At 45.4% G+C, this 25,656-nt stretch carries 28 protein-coding genes; 10 read left to right on the forward strand and 18 right to left on the reverse strand.

Annotated features, from left to right (window positions below; all coding sequences use genetic code 11):
- The first annotated feature begins 3 nt into the window (after positions 1-3).
- The 6 genes from NHB35_RS07420 (at position 4) to NHB35_RS07445 (ending at position 5,967) form a co-directional block, all read left to right on the forward strand.
- Positions 4-1,245, forward strand: a complete 1,242-nt coding sequence (locus NHB35_RS07420; RefSeq protein ID WP_353431743.1) for an FAD binding domain-containing protein — start codon at positions 4-6, stop codon at positions 1,243-1,245.
- A 72-nt stretch (positions 1,246-1,317) separates the two neighbouring features.
- Positions 1,318-2,553: an ABC transporter substrate-binding protein gene (locus tag NHB35_RS07425; protein ID WP_353431744.1), complete on the forward strand. Its 1,236-nt coding sequence runs from the start codon at positions 1,318-1,320 to the stop codon at positions 2,551-2,553.
- Between the two features lie 68 nt (positions 2,554-2,621).
- Positions 2,622-3,518, forward strand: a complete 897-nt coding sequence (locus tag NHB35_RS07430; protein ID WP_353431746.1) for a branched-chain amino acid ABC transporter permease — start codon at positions 2,622-2,624, stop codon at positions 3,516-3,518.
- A gap of 15 nt (positions 3,519-3,533) precedes the next feature.
- Positions 3,534-4,493 (forward strand): branched-chain amino acid ABC transporter permease, encoded by a 960-nt coding sequence (locus NHB35_RS07435; RefSeq protein ID WP_353431747.1) that lies wholly within the window; start codon positions 3,534-3,536, stop codon positions 4,491-4,493.
- Positions 4,493-5,248 (forward strand): ABC transporter ATP-binding protein, encoded by a 756-nt coding sequence (locus tag NHB35_RS07440; RefSeq protein ID WP_353431748.1) that lies wholly within the window; start codon positions 4,493-4,495, stop codon positions 5,246-5,248. The genes NHB35_RS07435 and NHB35_RS07440 overlap by 1 nt, the downstream gene beginning before the upstream one ends.
- A 14-nt stretch (positions 5,249-5,262) precedes the next feature.
- On the forward strand, positions 5,263-5,967 hold the full coding sequence (locus NHB35_RS07445) for an ABC transporter ATP-binding protein (protein WP_353431749.1): 705 nt from the start codon (positions 5,263-5,265) through the stop codon (positions 5,965-5,967).
- 9 nt (positions 5,968-5,976) lie between these two features.
- On the opposite strand, the gene NHB35_RS07450 is transcribed toward NHB35_RS07445, so the two are convergent.
- Complete coding sequence (locus NHB35_RS07450) at positions 5,977-6,480, reverse strand: YqaA family protein (protein ID WP_353433423.1); 504 nt, start codon at positions 6,478-6,480, stop codon at positions 5,977-5,979.
- 147 nt (positions 6,481-6,627) lie between these two features.
- Between NHB35_RS07450 and NHB35_RS07455 the strand changes: the two genes are divergently transcribed.
- On the forward strand, positions 6,628-7,797 hold the full coding sequence (locus NHB35_RS07455; protein WP_353431750.1) for an acyl-CoA dehydrogenase family protein: 1,170 nt from the start codon (positions 6,628-6,630) through the stop codon (positions 7,795-7,797).
- A 12-nt stretch (positions 7,798-7,809) separates the two neighbouring features.
- Positions 7,810-8,994 (forward strand): CaiB/BaiF CoA-transferase family protein, encoded by a 1,185-nt coding sequence (locus NHB35_RS07460; protein ID WP_353431751.1) that lies wholly within the window; start codon positions 7,810-7,812, stop codon positions 8,992-8,994.
- Here the strand turns inward: NHB35_RS07460 and cls are convergent.
- The 3 genes from cls to NHB35_RS07475 are packed head-to-tail and all read right to left on the reverse strand — an operon-like array spanning position 8,991 to position 11,415.
- Positions 8,991-10,466, reverse strand: coding sequence for a cardiolipin synthase (gene cls, locus NHB35_RS07465; protein ID WP_353431752.1), 1,476 nt, complete (start codon positions 10,464-10,466; stop codon positions 8,991-8,993). The genes NHB35_RS07460 and cls overlap by 4 nt on opposite strands.
- Positions 10,463-11,206 carry an endonuclease/exonuclease/phosphatase family protein gene (locus NHB35_RS07470; protein WP_353431753.1) on the reverse strand — a complete coding sequence of 248 codons (744 nt, stop codon included), beginning with the start codon at positions 11,204-11,206 and terminating at the stop codon, positions 10,463-10,465. The genes cls and NHB35_RS07470 overlap by 4 nt, the downstream gene beginning before the upstream one ends.
- 14 nt (positions 11,207-11,220) lie before the next feature.
- Positions 11,221-11,415 carry a hypothetical protein gene (locus tag NHB35_RS07475; protein WP_353431754.1) on the reverse strand — a complete coding sequence of 65 codons (195 nt, stop codon included), beginning with the start codon at positions 11,413-11,415 and terminating at the stop codon, positions 11,221-11,223.
- 67 nt (positions 11,416-11,482) lie between these two features.
- Here NHB35_RS07475 and NHB35_RS07480 point away from each other — a divergent pair, with 67 nt between their 5' ends.
- Both NHB35_RS07480 and NHB35_RS07485 read left to right on the forward strand, forming a co-directional pair.
- Positions 11,483-12,178: an ABC transporter permease gene (locus tag NHB35_RS07480; protein WP_353431755.1), complete on the forward strand. Its 696-nt coding sequence runs from the start codon at positions 11,483-11,485 to the stop codon at positions 12,176-12,178.
- Positions 12,171-12,878 (forward strand): ABC transporter ATP-binding protein, encoded by a 708-nt coding sequence (locus NHB35_RS07485; RefSeq protein ID WP_353431756.1) that lies wholly within the window; start codon positions 12,171-12,173, stop codon positions 12,876-12,878. The genes NHB35_RS07480 and NHB35_RS07485 overlap by 8 nt, the downstream gene beginning before the upstream one ends.
- 11 nt (positions 12,879-12,889) lie before the next feature.
- On the opposite strand, the gene NHB35_RS07490 is transcribed toward NHB35_RS07485, so the two are convergent.
- The 14 genes from NHB35_RS07490 to NHB35_RS07555 all read right to left on the reverse strand — a co-directional run bounded on the left by NHB35_RS07490 (position 12,890) and on the right by NHB35_RS07555 (position 25,627).
- Positions 12,890-13,171 (reverse strand): hypothetical protein, encoded by a 282-nt coding sequence (locus NHB35_RS07490; RefSeq protein WP_353431758.1) that lies wholly within the window; start codon positions 13,169-13,171, stop codon positions 12,890-12,892.
- A 10-nt stretch (positions 13,172-13,181) separates the two neighbouring features.
- Positions 13,182-14,237 (reverse strand): formate dehydrogenase subunit gamma, encoded by a 1,056-nt coding sequence (locus NHB35_RS07495; RefSeq protein ID WP_353431759.1) that lies wholly within the window; start codon positions 14,235-14,237, stop codon positions 13,182-13,184.
- Positions 14,238-14,291: 54 nt separating this feature from the next.
- Entirely contained in the window at positions 14,292-14,525 is a 234-nt protein-coding gene (locus tag NHB35_RS07500) for a hypothetical protein (protein ID WP_353431760.1), read from the reverse strand.
- Complete coding sequence (gene fdh3B / locus NHB35_RS07505) at positions 14,525-15,181, reverse strand: formate dehydrogenase FDH3 subunit beta (RefSeq protein ID WP_215315677.1); 657 nt, start codon at positions 15,179-15,181, stop codon at positions 14,525-14,527. The genes NHB35_RS07500 and fdh3B overlap by 1 nt, the downstream gene beginning before the upstream one ends.
- 26 nt (positions 15,182-15,207) lie before the next feature.
- The gene (locus NHB35_RS07510; RefSeq protein WP_353431761.1) at positions 15,208-18,186 is read right to left on the reverse strand and encodes a formate dehydrogenase subunit alpha; all 2,979 of its coding nucleotides are present in this window, start codon (positions 18,184-18,186) and stop codon (positions 15,208-15,210) included.
- Between the two features lie 62 nt (positions 18,187-18,248).
- A complete protein-coding gene (locus NHB35_RS07515) occupies positions 18,249-18,470 on the reverse strand; it encodes a hypothetical protein (RefSeq protein ID WP_353431762.1) in 222 nt (73 codons plus the stop codon).
- Between the two features lie 115 nt (positions 18,471-18,585).
- Positions 18,586-19,236 carry a molecular chaperone TorD family protein gene (locus tag NHB35_RS07520; protein ID WP_353431763.1) on the reverse strand — a complete coding sequence of 217 codons (651 nt, stop codon included), beginning with the start codon at positions 19,234-19,236 and terminating at the stop codon, positions 18,586-18,588.
- Positions 19,233-21,323 (reverse strand): 4Fe-4S binding protein, encoded by a 2,091-nt coding sequence (locus NHB35_RS07525; protein ID WP_353431764.1) that lies wholly within the window; start codon positions 21,321-21,323, stop codon positions 19,233-19,235. Before NHB35_RS07525 ends, NHB35_RS07520 begins: the two co-directional genes overlap by 4 nt.
- 10 nt (positions 21,324-21,333) lie before the next feature.
- Complete coding sequence (locus tag NHB35_RS07530) at positions 21,334-21,927, reverse strand: DUF3306 domain-containing protein (protein ID WP_353431765.1); 594 nt, start codon at positions 21,925-21,927, stop codon at positions 21,334-21,336.
- Positions 21,924-22,442: a DUF3305 domain-containing protein gene (locus tag NHB35_RS07535; protein WP_353431766.1), complete on the reverse strand. Its 519-nt coding sequence runs from the start codon at positions 22,440-22,442 to the stop codon at positions 21,924-21,926. Before NHB35_RS07535 ends, NHB35_RS07530 begins: the two co-directional genes overlap by 4 nt.
- A gap of 32 nt (positions 22,443-22,474) precedes the next feature.
- Complete coding sequence (gene apbC / locus NHB35_RS07540) at positions 22,475-23,563, reverse strand: iron-sulfur cluster carrier protein ApbC (RefSeq protein WP_353431767.1); 1,089 nt, start codon at positions 23,561-23,563, stop codon at positions 22,475-22,477.
- 132 nt (positions 23,564-23,695) lie between these two features.
- A complete protein-coding gene (locus NHB35_RS07545; protein WP_353431768.1) occupies positions 23,696-24,706 on the reverse strand; it encodes an inorganic phosphate transporter in 1,011 nt (336 codons plus the stop codon).
- A gap of 11 nt (positions 24,707-24,717) precedes the next feature.
- Positions 24,718-25,365 carry a DUF47 family protein gene (locus NHB35_RS07550; RefSeq protein ID WP_353431769.1) on the reverse strand — a complete coding sequence of 216 codons (648 nt, stop codon included), beginning with the start codon at positions 25,363-25,365 and terminating at the stop codon, positions 24,718-24,720.
- A gap of 67 nt (positions 25,366-25,432) precedes the next feature.
- On the reverse strand, positions 25,433-25,627 hold the full coding sequence (locus tag NHB35_RS07555; RefSeq protein ID WP_353431770.1) for a heavy-metal-associated domain-containing protein: 195 nt from the start codon (positions 25,625-25,627) through the stop codon (positions 25,433-25,435).
- Between the last annotated feature and the right edge of the window lie 29 nt (positions 25,628-25,656).

Genomic DNA, 25,656 nt, shown 5'->3' on the forward strand with positions numbered 1-25,656 from the left:
CTCATGGCAAAAATACTCGTCGTCGGTGGCTCCTTGGGTGGATTGTTTGTGGCAAATATTTTGCTCAGACAGGGTCACGACATCACCCTGCTTGAGAAGGCAACCGGCTCCTTAGATGGCCGAGGCGCAGGAATTGTTACTCACGATGCCTTGGCGCAAGCTCTCAAGGCTGCTGGTGTAACCGTAGACCATACGCTTGGTGTACTCGTTTCACAAAGAGTGACACTTGGCAGAGATGGCAATAATTTGGGTGAAATGGAGTTGCCCCAAGTACTGACATCTTGGAGCAGGCTATATCACATGCTTAAAGAGAGCTTTCCTGCTGAACGCTATCTTCAAGGCAAAGCAGTTAAGTCTCTAACCCAAAATGCAAATTCTGTACGAGTTCAATGTGAGGATGGCAGCCAATATGAAGCGGAACTCTTAATTGCTTCCGATGGGATTCGCTCAGGAGTCCGGGCACAAGTTGCGCCAGAGGTCCAACCTGAATATGCAGGATATATCGCATGGCGTGGCGTATGTGATGAGGCATGCCTATCACAACACACTCTAGACACCTTATTTAATCATTTTGGCTTTTGTCTTCCAGATGGTGAGCAAATGTTGGGCTACCCAGTTGCGGGCTCTGGCAACGACACCCGACCAGGCAAACGTCGTTACAACTTTGTATGGTATCGACCCGCCTCTCAAGACAAAGAGCTTATTAGCTTGCTCACTGATGACGATGGGCGCTATTACCCCACAGGCATTCCGCCTCTAAAGGTGTCATGGAAGCATATTGCACATATGCGTCAAGTGGCTCACGAAATATTAGCCCCTCAATACGCCGAGATCCTTGAGAAAACAGCTGCGCCTTTTTTACAAGCCATCTACGATGTTCGCTCTGAGCAAATCGTATTTGATAGAGTTGCCTTGATGGGTGACGCCGCATTTGTTGGTAGACCACATGTTGGTATGGGCGTTACTAAGGCGGGTGATGAGGCCATGGTGATTGCAAAATACATTGCGCAATTAGGCGCCACCCCACAAGCATTGCAAGCCTACAGTGATGAACGCCTCAAATTAGGACAGCAAGTCGTTGCTAGAGCGCAGTACCTGGGACGCTACATGCAAGCCCAAGGCAGCAAAGGCACAAGGGATACCGATAACCTAAAGCGCAATGCCAGTACCGTAATGGCGGAAACCGCTATCGATATTAGTGATTTATTAGCACAAGGAAAGGCAGTACCTGAGTCCGCCCACTAACAAGAGCGCATTCAGTTAAGATTTAGAAAACCAAAAGAAGTTCATTCAAACCAGTTTTTGGAGGAGACAAGCATGAAACAAAAAGTAACGAATCAAACTAGAAGAAAGATGTTAATCGGCGGTGCAGCAGCTGCAAGCACACCACTTTGGCTCAACGTAGCTAATGCCCAAGCCGATACTATCAAGATTGGCTTTCCAACACCTTTAACTGGTCCATTCTCGGCGGAAGCGCAAGACCAGGTTAAGGCAGCTGAGTTGGCTATTAAAGAATTTAATGATGCCGGCGGTTTCAATGGTCGTAAAGCGGAACTTTTAGTTCGTGATGACAAACTTAATCCAGGCGAAGCGGCAACTCGCACGCTTGAACTCATCGAAAAAGATAAAGTGAATTATGTAGTGGGCTCACTCTCTGCAGCGACTCAACTATCTATCAATGCAGTATGCAAAGAACGTAAAGTACTTTTTAATTCTATTAGCCAATCCGATGCGATTAATGAAGCGAAAGATTGGAGTATCTATACATTCCACGAATCTTTAAACCCAACGATGACAGCTGGCGCTGTGGCGCGTTACTCCATTCCACGCTATGGCAAGAAGATTGTTTTCTTAACTGCTGACTATGCTTATGGCCATGAAATGGTTCGCGCATTTGAACGTGCAGGCAAAGAATTAGGTGCAACCACCCTTGCTGATATCCGCCATCCATTAGGCGCTTCAGACTATTCAGCATTCTTGCCACGCATCAAAGCACTAAATCCAGATATCTTGGTGCTCTGTAATTTTGGTCGCGATTTAGTGAATGCCGCAAAACAATGTACTGACTTTGGCCTGAAGTCCAGCATGAAGATTGTGACGCCAGTATTGCTTTACACCGCTCGTCTTGCAGGCGGTCCAGAAGCGTTTGAAGGCATTCTTGGGGGAACTGGCTACTACTGGGGCTTAGAGGATCGCATTCCTACAGCCAAAGCATTTAATGACGCTTTCCGCAAAATGTATAACGGCTCAGTTCCATCAGACTACGGTGCATTGGGATATGCTGGTATTAAGAGCGTGCTCGCTTCAATCAAGATTGCGAAGTCGACCGAGACTATGAAAGTTATCTCGGCCATGGAAAATCTGAAGTATGACTGGTATAAAGGTCCTGAGTACTATCGCAAATGTGACCATCAAGCCGTTCAAACTGTCATCATCGTGGAATCTAAATCGAAAAATATGAAAGATAAATACGATGTCTTCAATATCTTGACGATTGAACCTACCACCGAGAAAAACATGCGCACCTGCGCAGAGTTAGGCCACAAAGCCTAATACCTAAATCAGAGAAGGTCACGCGACCTTCTCTGCCCCCCTCTCTTTAATTTAGATTGGGGAGAATTTTGAGTACATTTATGACTGGTCTGACATTTGAACTTTTCTGTATGCAGCTGCTTACGGGCGTCGCCTTGGGTAGCATTTATGCTCTTCTAGCATTGGGTTTGTGCCTCATTTTTGGCATGCTCAATGTAGTCAACTTCGCTCACGGCGCATTTTTTATGGTGGGCGCATTTTTAGGCGTTTACTTCCTTGGCGTAACAGGAAACTTTTGGTTTAGTCTTCTGCTAACGCCAATTCTTACTGGTTGTCTTGGTCTGCTGACTGAACGCTTCTTGGTAAGACCTCTTTACGGTCGAGGCTTAGACTACCCATTACTGCTCACCTTCGGTCTTTCATATGTATTGATTGAAGTGATGCGGATCACATTTGGTATTGAAGGCTTGCCTTCAATCACGCCAGATGGACTAGGTGGATCAATCAACGTAGGTATTGGATACTTTCCAAAATATAGACTCTTCTTAATTGGCGCAACTGCACTCATTATTTTGGGTATATGGTTTCTTATTCAAAAAACCCGTTACGGCCTGATTATCAAAGCTGGCGCTGCCGATCAAGAGATCGTCAAGGTTCTAGGAGTCGATATTGCCAAAGTTTGGCTATTAGTCTTTGGTTTAGGCTGCGCGATTGCGGGACTTTCCGGAATCCTGGCATCCCCCACTCGTTCAGTCAATCCAGAAATGGGCGTTCCTATTCTGGCTGAATCTTTTGTGGTAACTGTTGTTGGAGGCATGGGCTCTCCAGTAGGTGCAGTTGTTGCTGGTTTATTGGTCGGCGTTGTGTACAGCATGACTTCTCTATTTTTTCCCGACCTTGCAGAGCTTTCCATTTTTGTACTGATGGCAGTGGTTTTATTAATTCGACCACAAGGGCTCTTTGGCAAAGCGGGGGCAATGGGCTAATAGCCTCGTCAATCTATGAATTCATTATTTCAACTTATTGCTCGTAACCGTGTTTTAGCAAGCACGATATTTTTAGCAATCTTTCCATTCATCATGCCCTATGAGGCATTGGCAATCAATATCCTAATCTTTGGCTTGTTTGCCATGGGCTTCAACCTTTTGTTTGGTTATATGGGCCTACTCTCCTTTGGTCATGCTGCTTTTCTTGGAATTGGCAGCTACCTTACTGGAATCGGTATTGTTCACTATGGCTTGCCATGGGGTGTCGCAATCCTCACTGGAGTAATTGGTGCCGCTATCGGCGGCCTCATTATGGGATTCCTGGCCATCCGAACAAGAGGAATTTATTTCTCGATGGTAACTTTAGCCCTAGGACAAATTGTTTATTACATTTTCTATAAAGCAGAAAGTCTGACAGGTGGAGAAAACGGTTTGCGAGGTGTTCGCGTGGACCCATTCAATGTGCTTGGAATACCTGTAGATTTTCTTAACCCTATGGTGAAGTACTACATCATTTTATTCTTTGTGGTGCTTGCCATTTGGTTGATTTCTCGGATTCTGAACTCGCCACTAGGGGCTGTTATGGAAGCCATACGTGAGAACGAAAAACGAGCAGCCGCATGTGGCTTTGATGTAGCCAAAACAAAGCTTTTGGTGTTTGTTCTGTCCGCCGGAATTTGCGGTTTAGCGGGTTCATTGCGCGCACTCCACCTTTCTATCGTGCCAATTGACTCACTGCACTATTTGCAATCAGGACAAGCCGTGATGATGAGCATCCTAGGCGGTATGGGAACTTTCTTCGGCCCCTTTGTGGGCGCAGCAGTCATGCTGTATTTAGAGGATGTCGTTACCACCTTTACAAAACACTGGATGGCGGTGGTTGGCTTGGTATTTATGTTCTTTGTGCTGTTCTTCCCCAAGGGAATTTGGGGAACTATTTTGAGCAAGCTACAAATTAATCAGGATTCAAAATAATGAACAGCGTATCTACAACACCTATTCTTGAGGCGCGCAATGTCAGCAAAAGCTTTGGAAAATTCAAGGCTCTACAGAACGTTTCAACAAGCTTCATGCCAGGCACCCTTACTGCAATTATTGGCCCCAACGGTGCTGGTAAAAGTACTTTCTTTAATGTCTTAAGTGGCGCGTTTCCTCCATCAAGCGGTCAGATCCTATTTAACGGCAAAGATATCACCGGCATGCAGCAACATGAATTTGCGCGCATCGGCATTTCTAAGAGCTTCCAGATTACCAATGTATTTAAGCAACTCAGTGTTCATGAGAATGTTCGGGTTGCCGCCCAAATGGAGACGGCTCGCTATAACTTCCTGCGAAACGCGCAGTCTTATCCTGGGCCCATTGAAATAGCCGATCAACTATTAGAGCGCGTCAACTTACAGCAGCTCCGCAATAAGAGAACAGGTGATTTAGCTCATGGCCAACAACGCGCCCTAGAAATTGCGATGGCTTTGGCTTGTAATCCAAGCCTACTCCTCCTAGATGAGCCGACTGCTGGAATGTCTCCAGAAGAAACGCTTGTCATGATGGAGCTGATTCGCACATTGGCAAATGAACGCACGGTGATTTTGGTTGAACACAAAATGAAACTCATTATGGGTCTATGTAAACGGATCATCGTTCTGCACCATGGGGAATTTCTGGCCGAAGGCACCCCTGAGGAAATTCAAAATAATGCCGAAGTACGACGCGTCTATCTCGGCCAAGGTTAATTCGAAAGCTATTTATGCTGCATATTGAAAACTTAAACGCATGGTATGACCGTAGTCATGTACTTCAAGGCATTTCTTTGCAAGTGAATAAGGGTGAAATTGTTACCCTCATGGGGCGCAATGGTGCCGGTAAAACCACCACTTTGCGATCCCTCATGGGTCTTCTATCAAAGCGTCAAGGAAAGGCTTCTATTGATGGAATCTCTTTTCTAGATTTTCCAGCGCACCAACGCTTTCACCTCGGGCTTGCTTATGTTCCAGAAGATCGCCGCATTGTTCCAGGGCTAACCGTTAAAGAAAATCTCGAATTGGGTGTGATTGCCCAAAAGAATAAAGGCGACATGTCTGCCCTAGTGGACGAAATTGCTGAAACCTTCCCAAGGCTAAAAGAGCGACTTCATCAAGATGGAACTTCTATGTCAGGCGGAGAGCAACAGATGTTAGCGATTGCACGCGCCATGATTGCTAAGCCCAAAGTCATTTTGCTAGACGAGCCCTCAGAAGGCATCATGCCAGTGCTCGTTGATGAAATGTTTGAACTATTTGCCAAACTTAAGCAACAAGGCCTTACTATTTTGCTGGTAGAGCAGAACGTACAACAAGCGCTAAAAATTTCTGATCGCGCCTATATTCTGGATCAAGGTGAAATTGTTTTCCATGACACTGCGCAGAATCTCCTCAATAACGATGAGATTCAACAGAAATACTGCGCCGTCTAATTTCTTTTGCTAAATTAAATGTAGCCAACGCCCCAGCTGGTGCCAAAAGCTCTCTGGCACCAGTGTTAGCAACCAAGTCATCGTTAGGTAGCGTAACAACTTCCCGATAAACATATAAATTAAACAGGGTTGCCATGCCAACTTAAGCCACCCTGCCGCCAGACATAAAGGGTCGCCAAAACCTGGTAGCCACGAAAGCAACAATATCTTTGGACCCCAATCTTCCAACCACACTTTTAACTTGGTATTTTTGGGATCCCCAACGGATTTCATGCCCTGACGTGCAAGGTATCCAAGCCACCAGTCCAACATACCACCTAAGGTATTACCAACTGTTGCAACCATAATGGCTACCCAGTACAACTGAGGATTGAGAGTGATATAGCCGAATAAGATTGGCTCTGACCCAACAGGTAATAACGTTGCAGAAACAAAGGCACTAATGAATACCGCCGGCAAGCCCACTGAGGGCATGCCGAACCATGCAAAAAAGTGCTGAAGTGCTTGTTCTATCAAGCAAAAACTCCGGATTTTTTCAAAAGAGAACTACTTTCGTATTGGATGTCTTCATTTTAAGCTCAAGCAAGCTGATGCATTCCTCATGATTTTCAAATCTTGCTTAAACTAATGGTTTGCACCCAATTACTACAGAAATCCACTATGAACCACCCCATTCCAAAGCCCGATCAATACCAAGAAATGCGTGAAGCATTGCGCGATTTATGCGGGAGCTTTGATTCGGCTTACTGGCAAAAGATTGACCATGAACGAGATTACCCAGAAGCATTTGTGGATGCGATGGCGCAAGCAGGTTGGTTGGCAGCTTTAATTCCAGAAGAATATGGTGGCTCAGGATTGGGACTAGCTGAAGCTTCGGTGATTATGGAAGAGATTAACTTTGCTGGCGGTAATGCAGGCTCATGTCACGGTCAGATGTACAACATGGGTACCTTATTGCGCCACGGCTCTGACGCACAAAAGAAACTCTACCTACCCAAGATCGCCACTGGTGAATTGCGTCTACAAACCATGGCTGTTACTGAGCCAACCACTGGCACAGATACCACCAAGCTCAAAACCACCGCCGTCAAAAAGGGTGATAAATATGTAGTGAATGGTCAGAAAGTATGGATCTCTCGTATTCAGCACTCTGATTTGATGATCCTACTAGCAAGAACTACTCCACTAGCAGAGGTCACTAAAAAGTCTGAAGGTATGTCGATCTTTATCGTCGACCTCAAAGAGGCAATTGGTAAAGGCATGACTATTCAACCGATTGCTAACATGGTTAATCATGAAACCAATGAAGTCTTCTTTGATAACCTAGAAATCCCCGCCGAGAATTTGATTGGCGAGGAAGGCAAAGGGTTTAAATACATCCTTGATGGCCTCAATGCTGAGCGTACACTGATTGCAGCAGAGTGCATTGGTGATGCCTACTGGTTTGTTGATAAAGCTCGTCGCTACGCCAATGAACGCGTAGTATTTGATCGTCCAATTGGTAAAAACCAAGGCATTCAGTTTCCCATTGCAGATTCTTATATCGAAACAGAAGCAGCAAATCTCATGCGCTTTAAAGCTTGTGAGCTATTTGATGCCAAGCAGCAGTGCGGTGCCGAGGCAAATATGGCTAAGTATTTGGCTGCTAAAGCCTCTTGGGAAGCGGCCAACGTATGTTTGCAAACCCATGGTGGCTTTGGCTTTGCTAATGAGTATGACGTTGAACGCAAGTTCCGTGAGACACGCCTCTATCAAGTTGCACCAATCTCAACAAACTTAATCTACTCCTATGTTGCCGAGCATATTCTCGGTCTCCCAAGATCCTTCTAATCAAAAGTAAATATGAGCGTTCGCCCTTTAGACGGTATTACAGTTGTTGCCTTAGAGCACGTCATTGCCGCGCCTTTTTGCACAAGACAACTTGCTGATCTTGGGGCTCGCATTATCAAGATTGAACGCCCGGGCGACGGCGACTTTGCAAGAGGATATGACACCCAAGTAGAAGGACTTTCCTCTCATTTTGTTTGGGTCAATCGCTCTAAAGAAAGTATCACTCTCGACCTTAAGCAAGACTCTGCGCTCAAAGTTTTAAAGAGCCTACTCAAAACAGCTGATGTATTTATTCAAAATCTTGCTCCCGGTGCGGCGGCTCGTATGGGACTCACCCCAGAAGCGCTGCAAAAGGAAAATCCAGGCTTGATTCTTTGTGCAATCTCTGGCTATGGCAATGATGGCCCTTACCGCGACAAAAAGGCATATGACCTTTTAATACAGAGTGAAGCGGGGTTTCTTTCAATTACTGGCACACCAGACACACCAAGCAAAGCGGGAAACTCCATTGCTGATATTGCCGCAGGCATGTATGCCTATACCAATATTTTGGCAGCTCTTTTACAAAGAGGAAAAACAGGCAAAGGTACAGTGATTGATATTTCCATGCTAGAGGCATTGAGTGAGTGGATGAGCTTTCCGATGTATTACGCATATAAGGGCGCTAATCCCCCTTCGAGAAATGGGGCATCGCATGCAACTATCTATCCTTACGGCCCTTTCAAAGCTGGTGATGGAAAAACGGTAATGCTGGGTCTACAAAATGAGCGTGAATGGGTGCAGTTCTGTGAGATCGTTTTAGAAAATTCTGTGTTAGCAAAAGATGAAAGATTTGACAGAAACTACAAACGCAACGAGAAACGTGCTGAGCTATTAAAGATCATTAGTACGTGCTTTGAGAAGCTCACGGCCGAACAGGTAATTGCAAGGCTGGATAAAGCGCAGATTGCCAATGCGCGGCTTAATGATATGGAAGGCCTTTGGAAGCATGAGCAACTCAAGGCTCGTCAGCGTTGGACAGAAGTCGGTACGCCTGCGGGCAATATCCCCGCTCTTTTACCGCCCGGATTAAATGATAGTTATGACTTCCGTATGGACGCTATCCCTGCGGTCGGTCAACATACCGAATCCATTCTAAAAGAACTGGGTATGAGTGATGCAGACATCGCACAAATGCGATCTAGCGGAGCGATCTAAAGCAGAGGTGATGCTAGATGCGCAGCGTTCTCGAGGTAATGATGCCAACGAGGACGCTTTGCCCAAACTTTAGGATCGACGAAATCAGATTGCTGTAAATAAGTTTTGATTAAGCTTTCAAGCTTGTCGCAGAATGCCTCGTTATACACAATGAGGCTGATCTCAAAATTTAAACGAAGACTGCGTTGATCAAAATTCACTGATCCAAAGATTGCAATACGCTTATCGATCAACAAACTCTTGGTATGCAGCAATCCTCCATGAAACTCTGCGATTTGGACGCCTGCACCCATCAGGTCAGAGTAAAAGCTCTTGCTACTCCAAGCTACAAGTGTGGAATCATTCAGTTTTGGCACGATTAAAGTGACCCTAACTCCCCTTCCCGCAGCGGCCATTAAAGCCTGAATCAAGCCATCATCTGGACCAAAATAAGGTGTGGTGATAGTGAGTTCTTGGCGAGCATCCATAATTGCTGAAAGCAACACCTGATACAAAACATCATCTCGATATACTGGCCCAGATGAGAATTCTTGTGCTAAAGCCGCACCCTCATGAGGGGATGCTGGAGGTTCGCGGTCATTGAAATGGGTAATTTTGGGGTTATCAACACTCCAGTCAAAAGCAAAGGTAAGCTCAAATTGAGCTGCCACAGGCCCCTCAATTCGCACCATGGCATCAACCCACTCTCCAACACCAGAGTCTTGCTTAAAAGTGCGAGGGTCAACCATGTTCATACTGCCAGTCCACACAACAGCACCATCAATAACGAATATTTTTCGATGTAGTCGCAAATCCGCACGACGAAATTGGAAACGGCCAAACTGAATTGGCAATGCTTCCGTCACTTGAATGCCAGCAGCCCGAAAACGTGCGGGCCATTGCGACTTAAACCAATCTTTACTACCTAAAGAATCGAGCAACACACGGCATGCAATACCACGCTTAGCGGCGGCGATTAAGGTCTCACCCACTTTATCAGCATCGCCCCCTAGAGCCCAGATGTAAAACTCTAGATGCAAACTCTTTTTCGCCTGCTCAATCTCATGAATAAAAAGTTGCAATATCTTTAAAGACTCTGTGTGTAGCTCAATCTTGTTCCCCGCAACCACAGGCGATCCATTACGGGACTCCGCGAGCAAACTTAAGGCCTGACCTTCTAATGGCAGCTTCTTGCGATCGGCCAAGTATTGCTGGCGCATTTCTTGAGTAATCATTTCATACTCATGATTCATGCGAACAATTTTTCTGGTTAACTTGCGTCCAACTGGACGTTCACCAATCAAAATGTATAGAGATATACCAATGAGAGGCACCAAGATGACAATCAGGAACCAAGCAAATGCTACCCCAACAGGTCTTCTAGCTGATATGAGATAAAGACCAAATAAAAAAACGATGCTGGCATGCAGGATTGGGATCCAAATGAGTGAAAACCCAAAAACAGATCCAAAGATATATGAAAGTACGTTCATTCCAATTCCAATTCAGCAGCAATACCAAGATGATCTGACAACTTTAGCCATTCATGCAAAATTTCTACCGAATGAATTTTAAGCCCGCGCACATAAATACGGTCCATAGGTAGAATTGGCCTCACACTCGGAAATGTTCTAGCGGGAGCCCCGGTAAGAACCTCAAAAACCTCATTAAACCCAGCGTCACGCATTGGGGAGCCAACTCGATTGCGCCAATCATTGAAGTCACCAGCAACAATCGTCGGCGCACCATCAGTTAATTCTTCGATATAACGAATGATTTCTCCAACCTGGCGCGCTCTGCCTCGCTCGAACAGGGCCAAATGCACACAAAAGCAATGGATAGCTGACTCAAGCTCATCAAATTGAATCATGCTATGTAGTAGGCCACGCTTTTCAAAGCGATAGGCGGAAATATCGTAATTGTTTCCCTTGAATAGAGGACGCTTTGAAAGAATCGCGTTTCCGTGATGGCCATCTGGGTACTCGACATTTTTTCCATAATGCCAATCATGCCAAAAATCCTCAGACAAGAAATCGGTTAACTCCGTCATTGGCCACTGACCAAAACGACGAATACGCCCACGATGTTCTTGCTGTAATTCTTGCAAGAATAAAATGTCTGGATGATGACTGCGCATTTTTTGGCGCAATTGATAAATTGTTGAATGGCGATGCAAGGGTGACAAACCCTTATGCACATTCATACTCATTACCTTAAATCGGGTGCTTTGCATTTGAGTCACCAAGACTACCCCGCAGTATTTTGGCGTCGAATCCGCGCCATATAAATTTCACTTTCAACCAAGTCCTGACATTGCATGCACTTATTACAAATCGAGGCTTGCTCCCTCAGCTCATCTATGGAGCTGATTGGGTTGGCATCTAGATACTCGCGCAAATCAACATCTAAGACCTCATTACAGAGGCAAACTATTTCGGCCATAAGTCAAAAATAAGGGAAATTGGTCTCATTTCAGTCATTTTGCCATTGCCTTGATAGAATCAAGCGCATGCTAAATGCCTTTCATGATGCCTTTGCTCTGCTTGCTCACCTAGATAGCGGTGTACTGGGCATCGTATTGGTATCGCTACAAGTTAGCCTGACCGCCCTCTTATTTGGTACGCTCCTTGGAGTCCCCATCGGGGCATTACTAGCCACAGAAGAATTTCGGGGTAAAAGGGCAATTATTGTGACCCTCAACACCTTAATGGGGGTTCCCACTGTCATCGTTGGGGTCATCGTCTACCTATTACTCTCGCGCTCGGGCCCCTTAGGGGCTTGGGGCTGGCTTTTTACTGCAAAGGGCATGACGCTTGCGCAAACCCTCCTGACAACCCCCTTAATTGCAGCTCTCAGTAGACAAATTCTGGAGGATTCCTGGAAGATTCATCGAGACTCTTTTTTAAGCCTTCGACTTCCCGCAATTGCTCGCTACAAGTGGCTAATATGGGACTGTCGATTTTCGCTAACGATCGCTATTTTGGCCGGTCTTGCTAGAGCCATTTCCGAGGTGGGTGCAGTCATGATTGTGGGCGGCAATATTGACCGCTCAACTAGAACCATGACTACAGCGATCGCTTTGGAAACTAGCAAAGGTGACTTACCCCTTGCTTTGGCATTGGGAATCATCCTATTAACCATTGTTCTTCTGGCAAATTTATTTACTTTTGTTGTGCGACAAATTGTGGAGCGTCGCTATGGTTAATATCAACGAACATTTTGAACGATTCATAGAGCTCAAAGACATTACCGTAATAAGGAATGGTCGAACTATTTTGAATATTCCTCACGCATTAATTCCAGCGGATCAAATTACTGCCTGTATTGGCCCTAATGGTGCTGGCAAAACAACTCTATTGAAGTTACTTGCCGGCTTAATCCAACCAGATACAGGCTCCATTCAATTTTCATTTAGTAGTAAAACTGCATTGGTACTCCATCACACCCCAATGATCAAGGCATCAGCACGAGCCAATTTAAGCATCGTTAGAGATGTAGATTCTTCAATCACCAATCAAGATATTGATCTTGCATTAAACCAAGTGGGGCTTAGCGAATTAGCGCAAAGTCCCGCCCACAAACTCTCAGCGGGAGAGCGCCAAAAACTCTGCCTTGCCAGAGCGATATTACAAAAACCAAATCTTGTTCTTCTAGACGAGCCAACAGCAAATTTAGATCCCAATACCGCCGAGCAGGTAGAAGAAATGATTCGCCAATTCGACCATGACGGTGCCGATCTTCTTTTCTCTTCTCATCAACTTGCTCAAGTACAAAGATTAGCTGACTACATTCTCTTTATTGATCAAGGAGAGATAAAAGAGAAGGGACCTGTAGGCCCCTTCTTTTCAAATCCACAAACTGCAGCAGCAAAACGCTACCTACATCAAGAACTCATTACTGAGTAATTACCAAAGAATTATTTGGCGGCAGGTGCTGGGGCTGGGGCTGCAGCTACAGGCGCAACAAATGGTGGCGGCGCAACACAAGCAGCTGGCGCAGGCGTGCCTGCAACCCTAAATTTATCAGCCACACGATTTTGCGCTTGGCACAATTGATACGCTGCAACTTTATCCCCATAAGCAGCTTTCGCCTTTGTTAATGCAGCTGCCTCAGCTTGCTCAGGAGTTAATGGTGGTAATGCCGCTAAAGCAGCCGCACTAGTTAGCGTGCAGAAAGTAAAAGCGATGATTTTCTTCATGGCCATGTCCTTATTTTTTGACTTCGTCATACCAGAGCTCATGATGCTCTTTAGCCCAAGTAGCATCAACATATCCGGTCTTCATGCCATCGATCGAACCCTGCATGCCGATGGTGCCAATATAGATATGCCCCATTGCCATTGCTGACATCAGAATAGCTGCGCTACTATGAATGATGTTGGCGATTTGCATGGTGCCACGAGTGTATTCAATACTCATGAAAGGCACAATCATGTCGAGTACAAATCCAGAGGCAGAAATCACTAAGCCCAAGAATGTCATGCCAAACCAGAACCAAAATTTTTCACCCATATTGAAAAATCCAGCTGGCACGTGCTTACCACTAAAAATCCCGCCAAACGAAAGCAGCCACTCCATATCCCCTTTGCCAGGCAAGTTCTTATGCGCAAAAAGGAGGAAGAAGACAACAATACAGATTGTGAATAAGGGACCGGTAAAGTTATGGATGTTTTTACAAACGTTCAAGAAAGATCCATAGGCAACCCCGCCCATCACTGGCATCACAAAGTATTTTCCATACAAAATTAGCAATCCAGTAATAGCTAGCGCCAAGAAACTAAATGCCATTAGCCAGTGAACCAAACGATCAAAGGCGCTAAAGCGTTTAATTTTTACCCCAGACATTGGCTCATGCAATTTGATGGAGCCCTTAACGGTGTACATGGCAATTATGCCGAAGAAGGCAATCGACAGCAGCCAGCCACCATAAACAGTAATAACCCCATTACGAATTACACGCCATTCTTGACCAGAACGCTGAATCAGAACGCTAGCCTCTTTGTCTGGAATGCTTACATAGTTATATGGATCGCTATTCGCAGTAGTAAAAATGGATGGATTTGCAGGCTGTGACTGAGCTTGACTTCCATTCGCTAAGGCATTTGGATTTGCAGGCGCTGATAATGGTGGAACATCTACACCACTGGGCGAAGGCAACGGCGCCATTGGTGCGCGTTCCGCAAAAGTCATGCCACTGACTAGCGTGAGTGACAAGCCTAAAGTCACTACCAGTGTGCCTAGTACTTTAGAAAATGATCGTTTCATAAAATGTCCTTGAACGTTATCGACGTTATCGTTTTATTTATTGTTTTTTGATGATCACTTAATACGACTGTATTCGTTTTGACCTTGCGTACGCTTGTCAACCGACTCAGTCCAACTGGATTGATTACCTGGCGTCCAGCCTTTTGTGACGAAACCATTATTGGCACCCATATAAGGAGCAACATCAGGACGTTTGGCCGCCTTTGCCGCGATCTCGGGAGGCTCAGAGCACGCGGACAGTAGGCTGATAACAATACCAAGACCCAGGATTTTGTAATGTGCTTTCATTATTTGGCTCCTGGAATTTTTGCAGCAGGTGTTGGAGTTGGCGCTGGTGTATCTGGGCCACCATAAGCGGTTGTCCAACCGAATGCTTTGGAGCCAGGATACTTACCATTTTTCTCGCGGGTTTTAACGCGATTATTAAAGATATCGGTAATCACGTCGCTGTCGCCACCAATCAACGCCTTGGTAGAGCACATCTCAGCACACAATGGCAACTTACCTTCTGCCAAGCGGTTACGGCCATATTTCTCGAACTCGGCAACGCTACCGTTCTCCTCTGGACCACCACTACAGAATGTGCACTTATCCATCTTGCTGCGAGAACCAAAGGCGCCTTTACTTAAGAACTGAGGAGCGCCAAATGGACATGCAAATGAACAGTAACCACAGCCAATGCAAATATCTTTGTCATGAAGGACTACGCCCTCATCGGTGCGATAAAAGCAATCGACAGGACAAACTGCCATACAAGGAGCATCAGTACAGTGCATACAAGCAACAGATACTGATTTTTCCTGACCGATAATGCCGTCATTTACTGTTACGACGCGACGACGATTCACGCCCCAAGGCACTTCATTGTCGTTTTTACAAGCAGTGACACAGCCGTTGCACTCAATACAACGCTCCGTATCGCAGATAAATTTCATTCTTGCCATTGTGTTCTCCTGACTTTATTTTTTACTTAGGCAAATTTTTCGATTTGGCACATGGTTGTCTTGGTCTCTTGCATCATGGTGACCTGGTCATAACCATATGTTGTAGCGGTGTTTACAGCCTCACCTAAAACCACCGGTGCAGCACCCTCGGGGTAATACTTGCGAAGATCATTACCTTGCCACCAACCAGCGAAGTGGAATGGCACCCAAGCAGTCCCTTGATCAACACGCTCCGTTACTAATGCACGCACCTTGATCTTGGCGCCAGTAGGAGATTTAACCCATACGTAATCCCAGTTTTTAATGCCCCGATCTGCTGCAGCCTTTGGATTGATCTCTACAAAGTTTTCTTGTTGAAGTTCAGCCAACCAAGGATTAGAACGAGTTTCATCACCACCGCCCTCGTACTCCACCAAGCGACCTGAAGTCAGAATAATCGGGAACTTCTCATAAAGCTTGTTGTTCAAGTTTTGATCTTGAACAGTCTTATAGAGCGTTGGTAAACGCCAGAAGTTCTTCTTATCTGCTGAGGTTGGATACTTGCGCATCATTGCAGCATTGGTACTATAGAGCGCCTCGCGGTGAATTGGAATTGGATCCGGGAAGTTCCATACGATCGCACGTGCTTTTGCATTGCCAAACGGATGGCAACCGTTCTTCATTACAACGCGCTGAATACCGCCAGACAAGTCTGTCTTCCAGTTCTTGCCTTCGGCCAACTTCTTCTCATCTTCAGTTAATTGATCCCACCAACCCAACTTCTTAACCAATACATGATCAAACTCTGGGTAGCCAGTGGTGATTGCAGATCCTTTGGAACAAGAACCATCTCCAGCCAACAAACTCACGCCATCACGTTCAACACCGAAGTTTGCTCGGAAGTTACCACCACCCTCCATCACACTCTTACTGGTGTCATAGAGGTTTGGTGAGCCTGGATGTTTGATTGCCGCAGTGCCATAGCAAGGCCAAGGCAAGCCATAGTAATCACCAGTCGTATCGTATCCAGTAACTGGATCGACACCACCACGAGACTTGAGAGTCTTAGGATCGAATGATGCAACCATTCTCATGTGCGCTTTTAGACGCTCTGGTGTCTGACCTGTGTATCCAATAGTCCAGACAGAGCGATTAATTTCACGCAAGATGTCCTCGATTTGTGGCTCCTTCCACTGCTTGCCAGCAAACTTGGAATTGAGCATCTTGTAGTTCTTAGAAAGCTCTTCACCAAAACCTAAGCGATCAGCAAAAGCTTGCATGATCACGTGATCTGGTACGGATTCAAATAATGGATCGATTACTTTTTCACGCCACTGTAAAGAACGATTTGAAGCAGTCGCTGTACCGCAGGTTTCAAACTGTGTTGCGGCTGGTAATAAGTAAACATTTCGATTCTTATTGACAGTATCGCCCTCAGCAGCAGGCATAGCTGCCATTGCCGCAGTCGCACTTGGATATGGATCAACCACCACCAATAGATCTAACTTATTCATCGCGCGCTTCATATCCAAACCACGGGTTTGTGAATTAGGCGCGTGACCCCAGAAGAAGACTCCTTTCACGCTGGTCTGCTGATCAATCATGTCATTCTTTTCGAGAACAGCGTCGACCCAACGAGAAACCGTGGTGCCTGACTTTTCCATCATGTCTGGCGCATAACGACCCTTGATCCAGTCATAATCAACGCCCCAAACAGTTGCAAAGTGTTTCCATGATCCTGCAGCCAAACCGTAGTAACCAGGCAATGAGTCTGGGTTAGGCCCAACGTCAGTTGCACCTTGAACGTTATCGTGACCACGGAAGATGTTTGTACCGCCACCCGATTTACCTACGTTACCCAGGGCTAATTGCAGAATGCAGGATGCACGCACCATGGAGTTACCGATCGTATGTTGCGTCTGACCCATACACCAAACAATCGTGCTCGGACGATTCTTCGCCATGGTTTCAGCAACCTTGTACATTTGTGCCTCAGGAACGCCACATGCCTCCTCTACAGCTGCTGGAGTCCATTTCTCCATGACCTCCTTACGGATCTCTTCCATGCCGTAAACACGATCATTGATGTACTTCTTATCTTCCCAACCATTCTTGAAGATGTGATAGAGAACACCAAATAAGAATGGAATATCTGTGCCTGAGCGGATACGCACATATTGATCAGATTTTGCTGCCGTACGCGTATAACGTGGATCAACCACAATTACCTTGCAACCATTTTCCTTGGCATGCAACAGACTCAACATAGATACAGGGTGAGCTTCAGCAGCATTTGAACCGATATACAAAGCAGCCTTAGCATTCATCATGTCGTTATAGCTATTAGTCATGGCGCCATAGCCCCATGTGTTCGCTACACCTGCAACTGTGGTTGAGTGGCAGATACGAGCTTGATGGTCTGTATTGTTAGTTCCAAAGAAAGAGACCCACTTACGCAGTAAGTAGGCCTGTTCATTGTTGTGCTTTGAAGATCCAATAAAGAACATTGCATCTGGAGAATATTTCTCACGAATGCTCTTCATCTGCGCAGTAATTTCAGTAAGCGCCTGATCCCAGGATATGCGCTGATACTTACCATCAACTAATTTCATTGGATAACGTAAGCGATAGTCGCCATGACCATGCTCGCGCAATGCAGCACCTTTGGCGCAGTGAGCACCTAAATTAATTGGAGAATCAAATACGGGGTCTTGACGAACCCAAACACCATTCTCAACTGTTGCATCAACCGCGCAGCCGACAGAACAGTGGGTACAAATAGAGCGTTTGACCTCAATCTTGCCCTTGCCATCCAACATGGCTTTGCTTGGCTCGGCAGTAGCCTTTTGCACTAAGCTGAGTTGGCTGGCCGCAATACCAGCTCCAACACCAATTCCGGAGCGCTTCAAGAAAGTACGGCGATCCATCGTAGGTACAGCAGCCTTTAGGCCACGTGACAAGCTACCAATCAGGCGTGTTGTAGATCGACTGCTTTGAGGTGTATTGGATTTACGAGTCAGACTCATGTTTTATCCCTAAGAAATTTTTTTATTTATCTAAGAACAGCGAGCTTGAAAAAATCAATCTCTTAAATCATGGTGCTTGCGTAATATTTGCGCATGTGTTCAGTCATAGTTTTTGTCTCCTCCGAACTTTTTGTAACCCCAGCGATTTCTTTGGTAATTGCTTTACCAACAGATGTTTGAGAGGCGACAGCAACAGTGCCCACTGCAGCGCTTGCACCAATAAAGAACATTCGACGAGAAGTCTTTGGTTTGTCGCTTGAGACAACCTTGTTTTTAGTGCTCATGGCATGCTCCTTTGTAATTTTTCTTGATTGGAGTCAAGTTTAATCACTTATTGCACTTTTGACATATATATGTAAAGAAACGGGGATAAGGATTCCCCTATATTGCAACGCAACATTAAATCATGTCAAAACTTTGGCCCTCAATATCTAGGAATTCCCTAGTTAGAACGGCAACTGGATGGTAGAGATGCATCTCGGGAAGGTCTTGGATGGCATCGCATAACTCCCCATACCAAGGTCGAATGTGCTCATTGAAAAAAACCCTTTGGTTTGTAAGGTTTGATATTTCTACATCATCCCCGGCAATCAGGTAGCGCATCACCTCACATAAGGAGGAAATATGATCTTCGGTTTCGGTGACCGCTTCAGCAGCCTCAAGACCAAACTCCGCAAGCGCTTTCCGAATATTTACCAATGGTCTTTCATTGAGATGGCCGGCCATATAAAACGAGCCATTTAAAACAATGTTCGGCTTACCAACACTGATGAAATTTAAATCAAATTCATCATGCCAAGCTTTAGCGGGATTGTTTTTTGCAACCTCAACTAAATCCAACCACGCCCTAGCTAATGGGGCATCATTGGAACCGTCTTGCTGATCACCGGTTGCAGCAATTTGATCCAAAAAATCTTGATCGGGTGGAAGATGAAAAAAACGAGCGATTAATCCATATAGATCAGCGCGCGCCAAGTCTTCTGGCAAACCCACATCACCAATTTCAGTAGTTGACGGCTTATCTAACTTTTGAGCATCCCGATCTGTCATAACTCTTTCTTAACCATATCTACTACTCGGCAATCGCCGCACATTTTTAAACGATCCACTGCTGCGCCACTAAAGGCGCTATGCGCCCCCAATTTGGCTAGCATGAGATCCACCATTTTTGCAGTACCAAATGGCTTGCCGCAACTAATGCAATAGAAAGCCTGGGTTTCATTTAATGTTTGTTTTTGCTTGCGTTGCTCAACGCTTTGCAAACGTGGATCCAAGCCCAATGCATTCTCAGGGCATGTTTGTACACAGATGCCACATTGGACACATTGCTTTTCAATAAAGGACAGAATAGGGTCATCGACATTGTCGAGAAGCGCGCCCTCTGGGCAACTACCAACACATGACATACACAAAGTACATGCATCACGATTAATTTTTAGGCCGCCCAACAAAGAATTTTTAGGGAGGGTCGCACCGGCTTCAGGCAATCTAGTCTTTGCTTGCTTTTGCAGATGCTCTAAAACAGCCTCTAAAGATTCTCGCTTTTGATTTGATAAACCGAAACTCGCTGGCGAACAAATGGGCTTTAAGCTGCCACGTTGGCGCAAATTACCCATTGCATTAGAAACTGGACTCAAGTCTTCTTGAGAATCAGTCATTAACATTTGAATGCGATCCTCAAAACCATATGCATTCAAGATTGAATTAGCCAGCTTCACTTGGTTGCTTAGCGCATCGCGATAGACTGGATCCTCATCACCACTCAACAAAAGGATCACCTCGGTAAAACCATATGACAAGGCTCCAAGCCATAGCTCAAGACCAGTCGACGCAATATGCTCGATCCCATATGGAAGCACAAAAGCAGGAAGACCCTCAAACTGTTTTGGCAAAACATGTGAAGCTCGTCCCAGACTATCAATAAGTTGAGTGCCCGCCTTGAAGTTATGCAGCAACAAACTTGGGGCGAGATCTAGGTTGAGTTTTGCGGCCTCCGCGTTAAATACACCAGCGATGGTTTTTAACTCTTTTCCTTGGTGTGACACACTGGGATAGTTGTAGCGCATCGCCCCGGATGGGCACACCGTGGAGCAGGCACCGCAACCCATACAAAGATTGGGGTTGACCTCTACGGTTCCCTGGCCATTCTTGAATAGAGAACTGATTGCTCCCGTAGAGCAAACATCGATACAAGCACTACAACCAACTTTGCCATTTCGACCGTGTGCGCAAAGCTTATCGTTGTAGGCAAAATATTTAGGCTTTTCAAACTCGCCCACCATTTCAAGCAATTGATTCATGATTAATGCTTGCTCTAGAGGGTCGCTACCAGGCGCAAAATAGCCTTGTGGCGTTTGGCTCATGCGCATTGTAGGGTTTTGACGTAAATCCAAAACTAGATCGAATTCAGAGCTACGTTCGCGATCCTCTCGATCAAAGGAAATTGCACCAATGCTTGCACAAGCAGTTACACAAGAGCGATGCGCTTTACATTTGCTCAAATCAATTTGAAATGAGAGATCAATTGCATTCTCTGGACATACTTCGAGACATGCACCGCAGCGAGTACACATCTCTAAATCAATGGGATTTTGTGCCTCCCAAGTCACCGTGAATTTACCCAGATAACCATCCAGCCTGGTAACTGCGCCGCTATATATGGGGTAATCACGAGCGAGTGGTAATTCACTTGGCTCAGTGCAGAGAACCGATACATCTAAAGAAGTTTGAAGCTTTTCTGCCCAAGGAATTGCTTGTGCACCAGGACCCAAGATCAATAATCTGCCCTGGCTTTCATAATTAACCACAGGTACAGCTTCCGCTTCCGGCAACTCACTTAATGCCAATAAGGCGGCAATCTTTGGTCCTGATGTTTTTGCCTCCTGAGTCCATCCAGCAACTTCTCGAATATTGACGAACTTTAAAGGCGCAACCAATGGTTTTTCAGATTGACTTGCTAACTCGCTAAATAAAGAGGCTTCTTGCGTACAAGCAACCACTATGGCTTCGGATCCGTCCAAGCTCTTTAGGAAAGATCCCACCTCTTGCCTGCATAAAGAATGATGCATAGTCACACCTAGCGCCTTAGCGTCTAAAGGCATCGTGCCATTGCAATTACATACGAATTTTTGACCCATGAACAACCTTCTAGGTTTTTTTCTGCTCTAACTCTGATGAGGGGTTTCTTGAGCTTGTCGCTTCATTTATCGACTCATTAGAACCCCGGATATGTGAGGATGTTAAATCAGTTTTAGATTCTGACTCTAAAGCATGATTTTCTGGGTTAAGCAAAGAGTCGGCTAAATTAGTGCCGCCCTCCTTTTCCACAACCACCTCTGGCTTCTTGCGGAATAGATTGAGCATATCGCTTTGAACCATACGCTCTAACATACCCTGCGGCAATGGATCGGGCTTGGAATAGTCATCAATGTAGATATCTAAACCATCCATCACATTAAAGTGCGGGTCAGTAAACATCTTCTTTAAAGCTGCCTGCTGAACAGCAGGATCAACACCTGGTTTCATGAAGGCGGAAAAATCCGGGGCAAATCGATCGATCTTCTCCACATCCTCGAATGTTGCTAGAGGCGGAGTTTGATTTTCTTCCTTTGTCTTTTCTAAAGCACCACTATCGGAGACCAGATTTGCGGGGGCCGACTTAACCAACTCTTCAGGCGAATCGACCTCTTTTTCTTTGCCGGACTTGCGACGCGACCAGCGACTGAAGAAGCTTTCGGTCATCTCTCCTCCGCGGGACGTTCAGCGCCTTTGAATGAAGCGGGCTTATGACGTTTTTTTGGCTCTGGTCGGTAATGCTCATCAACATATTCTTGCAACCATGCAGTATGTTCTTGACTCATCGGCACTGTATCAACCGACTCCCCGCCATCCAGTAGGCGAGCTGCTTCGTTATAACTTACGCAAATGCGATGGGGTACAGCAATAGATGTATCAGCCCTAGCCACAGGAAGAGACTGTGAATCAATATACCGATCAATATCTTCTTCCAAACGCCACATTACAAACCACGAAGGTGTAGTGGCCGAGGTATTGAGGTAGTAACCCTCTGACTCATCCTGAAAAAGATCTAATTCAAATCCAGTGAACAACCATGTTTCACCATCCGCATCACGCTCATGTAATTTTCCCGTGATTGAATTGGGCGATTTGCTTTCGTACTGCCCATAATCAGGCAAAACCTCTTGAGGAACCCATCGATGTGAAACCCATGGGTTATCCATTTTTTGTTTACGCATGAGTACCGCGAAGCGCATAGAGATCTGACTTCTTAAGTGTTTTGAACCACAATGTTAGGGAACTTACTGCTCATATCCTTTGATAGCGCAGCAACTCTTATGGCAACTCTTCTAGCAATATTTTTGTATATCGCACTGATGGCACCGTCGGGATCAGCAACCACAGTAGGTCTGCCCGCATCTGCTTGTTCACGAATCGAGAGATTTAGAGGTAACGCTCCCAGAAACTCAACGCCATAGTCCTTACACATTTTTTCACCGCCACCAGTGCCAAATACATGCTCTTCATGACCACAACTTGGACAAACGTAAGTGCTCATATTCTCAATAATGCCAACTATAGGTACGCCTACCTTTTCAAACATCTTGAGGCCTTTACGCGCATCAAGCAAGGCGATATCTTGAGGTGTAGTCACAATCACTGAACCTGTTACGGGCACTTTTTGAGAAAGCGTTAATTGAATGTCTCCTGTACCTGGGGGCATATCTACCACCAAGTAATCCAAGTCACGCCAACGTGTTTGACGCAACAACTGCTCTAATGCAGAGGTTACCATTGGCCCACGCCACACCATCGGCGCATCATCATCAATCAAGAAACCGATCGAGCTTGCTTGCAAACCATGACCTTCCATTGGTTCAATCGTATTCTCCTCAAGAGAATCTGGTCTACCAGTAATACCCAACATCATGGGTTGGCTTGGTCCATAAATATCAGCATCCAATATTCCAACCTGCGCCCCCTCAGCAGCTAAAGCTAATGCTAAGTTAACAGCCGTAGTCGATTTGCCAACACCACCTTTACCGCTTGCAACGGCAATAATATTTTTAACGCCAGGAAGTAACTTAACGCCGCGTTGAACAGCATGTGCAACGATTTGGCTGGTGACATTCACGCTAACATTTTTAGTGCCAGGTAAATTACGCAAAGAATTAATCGTTGATTTTCTAATTGAATCAAACTGACTTTTTGCTGGATAGCCTAAAACAATATCCAGAGAAATATCGCCATCCTCTACTTTGAGATTTTTAATATTTTTTGCGGTGACAAAATCGATATTTGTATTAGGATCGACTACGCTTTTTAAAGCACCTTGAACCGCTTCAACAGTAACTGACACTACTTTCTCCTATGGCGAGTAACCCCTGCAATAACTTGGGAGCTAACAAAAAATATTGAATTAATAAGAAGTAGATTAACCGCACCAGCAAAAAATTGCTTGGAATAGGGTTGCCGATCTCGTTAGGCTATATTAAAAAATGGCTAGGCTGATGTAATACACAACCATAGACATCAAGGCAGTAGCTGGAATCGTGAAAATCCAAGCCCAAACGATATTTCCCGCTACGCCCCAACGAACTGCACTCGCTCTTTGAGTTGAGCCCACACCCACAATAGCCCCAGTAATTGTGTGGGTAGTAGAAACGGGAACACCCAAGGCTGTAGCGGTAAAGAGAGTTATTGCACCACCGGTCTCAGCACAAAAGCCGCCAACAGGTTTGAGCTTTGTAAGTTTTTGGCCCATAGTTTTCACAATACGCCAACCACCAAACATCGTACCCATTGCGATAGCGATATAACAAGCAATAATGGTCCAAGTTGGGGGCATGCCACCACCAGCCTCTGCGTATCCGGTAATGATCAACAGCAACCAAATAATGCCAATCGTTTTTTGAGCATCATTGCCTCCGTGACCCAGACTGTAGGCACCAGCAGAGAGTAACTGAAGTCTACGGAACCAACGATCTGTCTTAGCCAGAGTGGCATGTCTGCACACCCACGAAACCAACAACATCGTGAGTGAACCCAAGAGGAAACCAACCAGTGGAGAAATAAAGATAAAGGCAACCGTCTTAAAGATGCCAGCCCAAACTAAACCAGAAACACCCGCTTTCGGTAAAGCTGCGCCGACAAGACCGCCAATCAAGGCATGTGATGAGCTAGATGGAATACCGTAATACCAAGTAACCACATTCCATACAATTGCCCCCACCAAGGCTCCAAAAATAACATGTAAATCAACTGCTGATGGATGAACAATGCCTTTGCCGACAGTAGCGGCAACACTCAGATGAAAAATAAAGATTGCTAAAAAATTAAAGAAGGCCGCAAAGACAACAGCTTGTTGCGGCTTCAAAACACCAGTGGAAACCACTGTTGCAATAGAGTTCGCCGCATCATGAAATCCATTCATGAAATCAAAACCAAGCGCAAGCACTACTAAGAGCGCTACAACCCAAAAAGCTACTTCTGTCGCTGGCAACTTATTTCGCCTTAAGAGTTTTCAAGAACGATGCCCTCAACTAAGTTGGCAACGTCTTCACATTTATCGGTTACTTCCTCGAGCAATTCATAAATACGTTGGCATTTAATAAGCTCACGCACCTCGATATCCTCGCGGAATAACCTTGTAATAGCAGTAGATAAAAGGCGATCAGCGCCAGACTCAAGGTGATCAATTTCATCGCAAGTCTTCAATGCGCCTTTAGCAACCTCAGGATCAGAAATATCTTTTAATGTGCCAACGGCGTTTTTCATACTGATGCAACACTGATTGCATAACTCAGCCATCTGCAGCATCTCTGGCGTCATTTGCTTCACATCATAGAGATGCATTGCTTCAGTGCCGTTTTGCAATAAGTCTGCAACGTCATCCATCGTGTTGATGAGTGAAAAAATTTGATCGCGATCTATTGGAGTGATAAATGTCTTGTGCAAACGACGATGCACTTCTTTAACAACATCATCACAAGCATGTTCTGCTTTATCAACTTCTTGCGTGTATTTTGCGCGCAGAGCTTCGTCGGCGTAATGTTCAACAAACTTCAAAAAAGATTCGGAAGCAGCAACGATATTCCCGGCATGCTCATTGAACAATTCGAAGAAATTACCATCGTGAGGCATTAACTTACTGAAGAACATAAATCACGATCCTTTGGGAACAAAAACTACGGGTTTTGTTAGGTTTGGCGTCATTCTAAACAAAAGCTTATTGAACAACTGGAAAGCCAGCATCTGTTATAAGCTGAGCCGCTTTTTCGGCTGAAAGGGTAGTTTCAAGAGTCACGGTCTGGGTTGCTAAATCTGCCTGCACTTTAGCGCCAGGATCCTGAGCCTGAATAGCTCGGGTCACAGCATTAACACAGCCGCCACAAGTCATTCCTGACACTTTTAGACTCAACATATCGACCCTTTTTAAGTAAATTTAGTGGC

This window comes from Polynucleobacter sp. MWH-UH23A (genome assembly GCF_040409805.1).
Classification (GTDB): Bacteria; Pseudomonadota; Gammaproteobacteria; order Burkholderiales; family Burkholderiaceae; genus Polynucleobacter.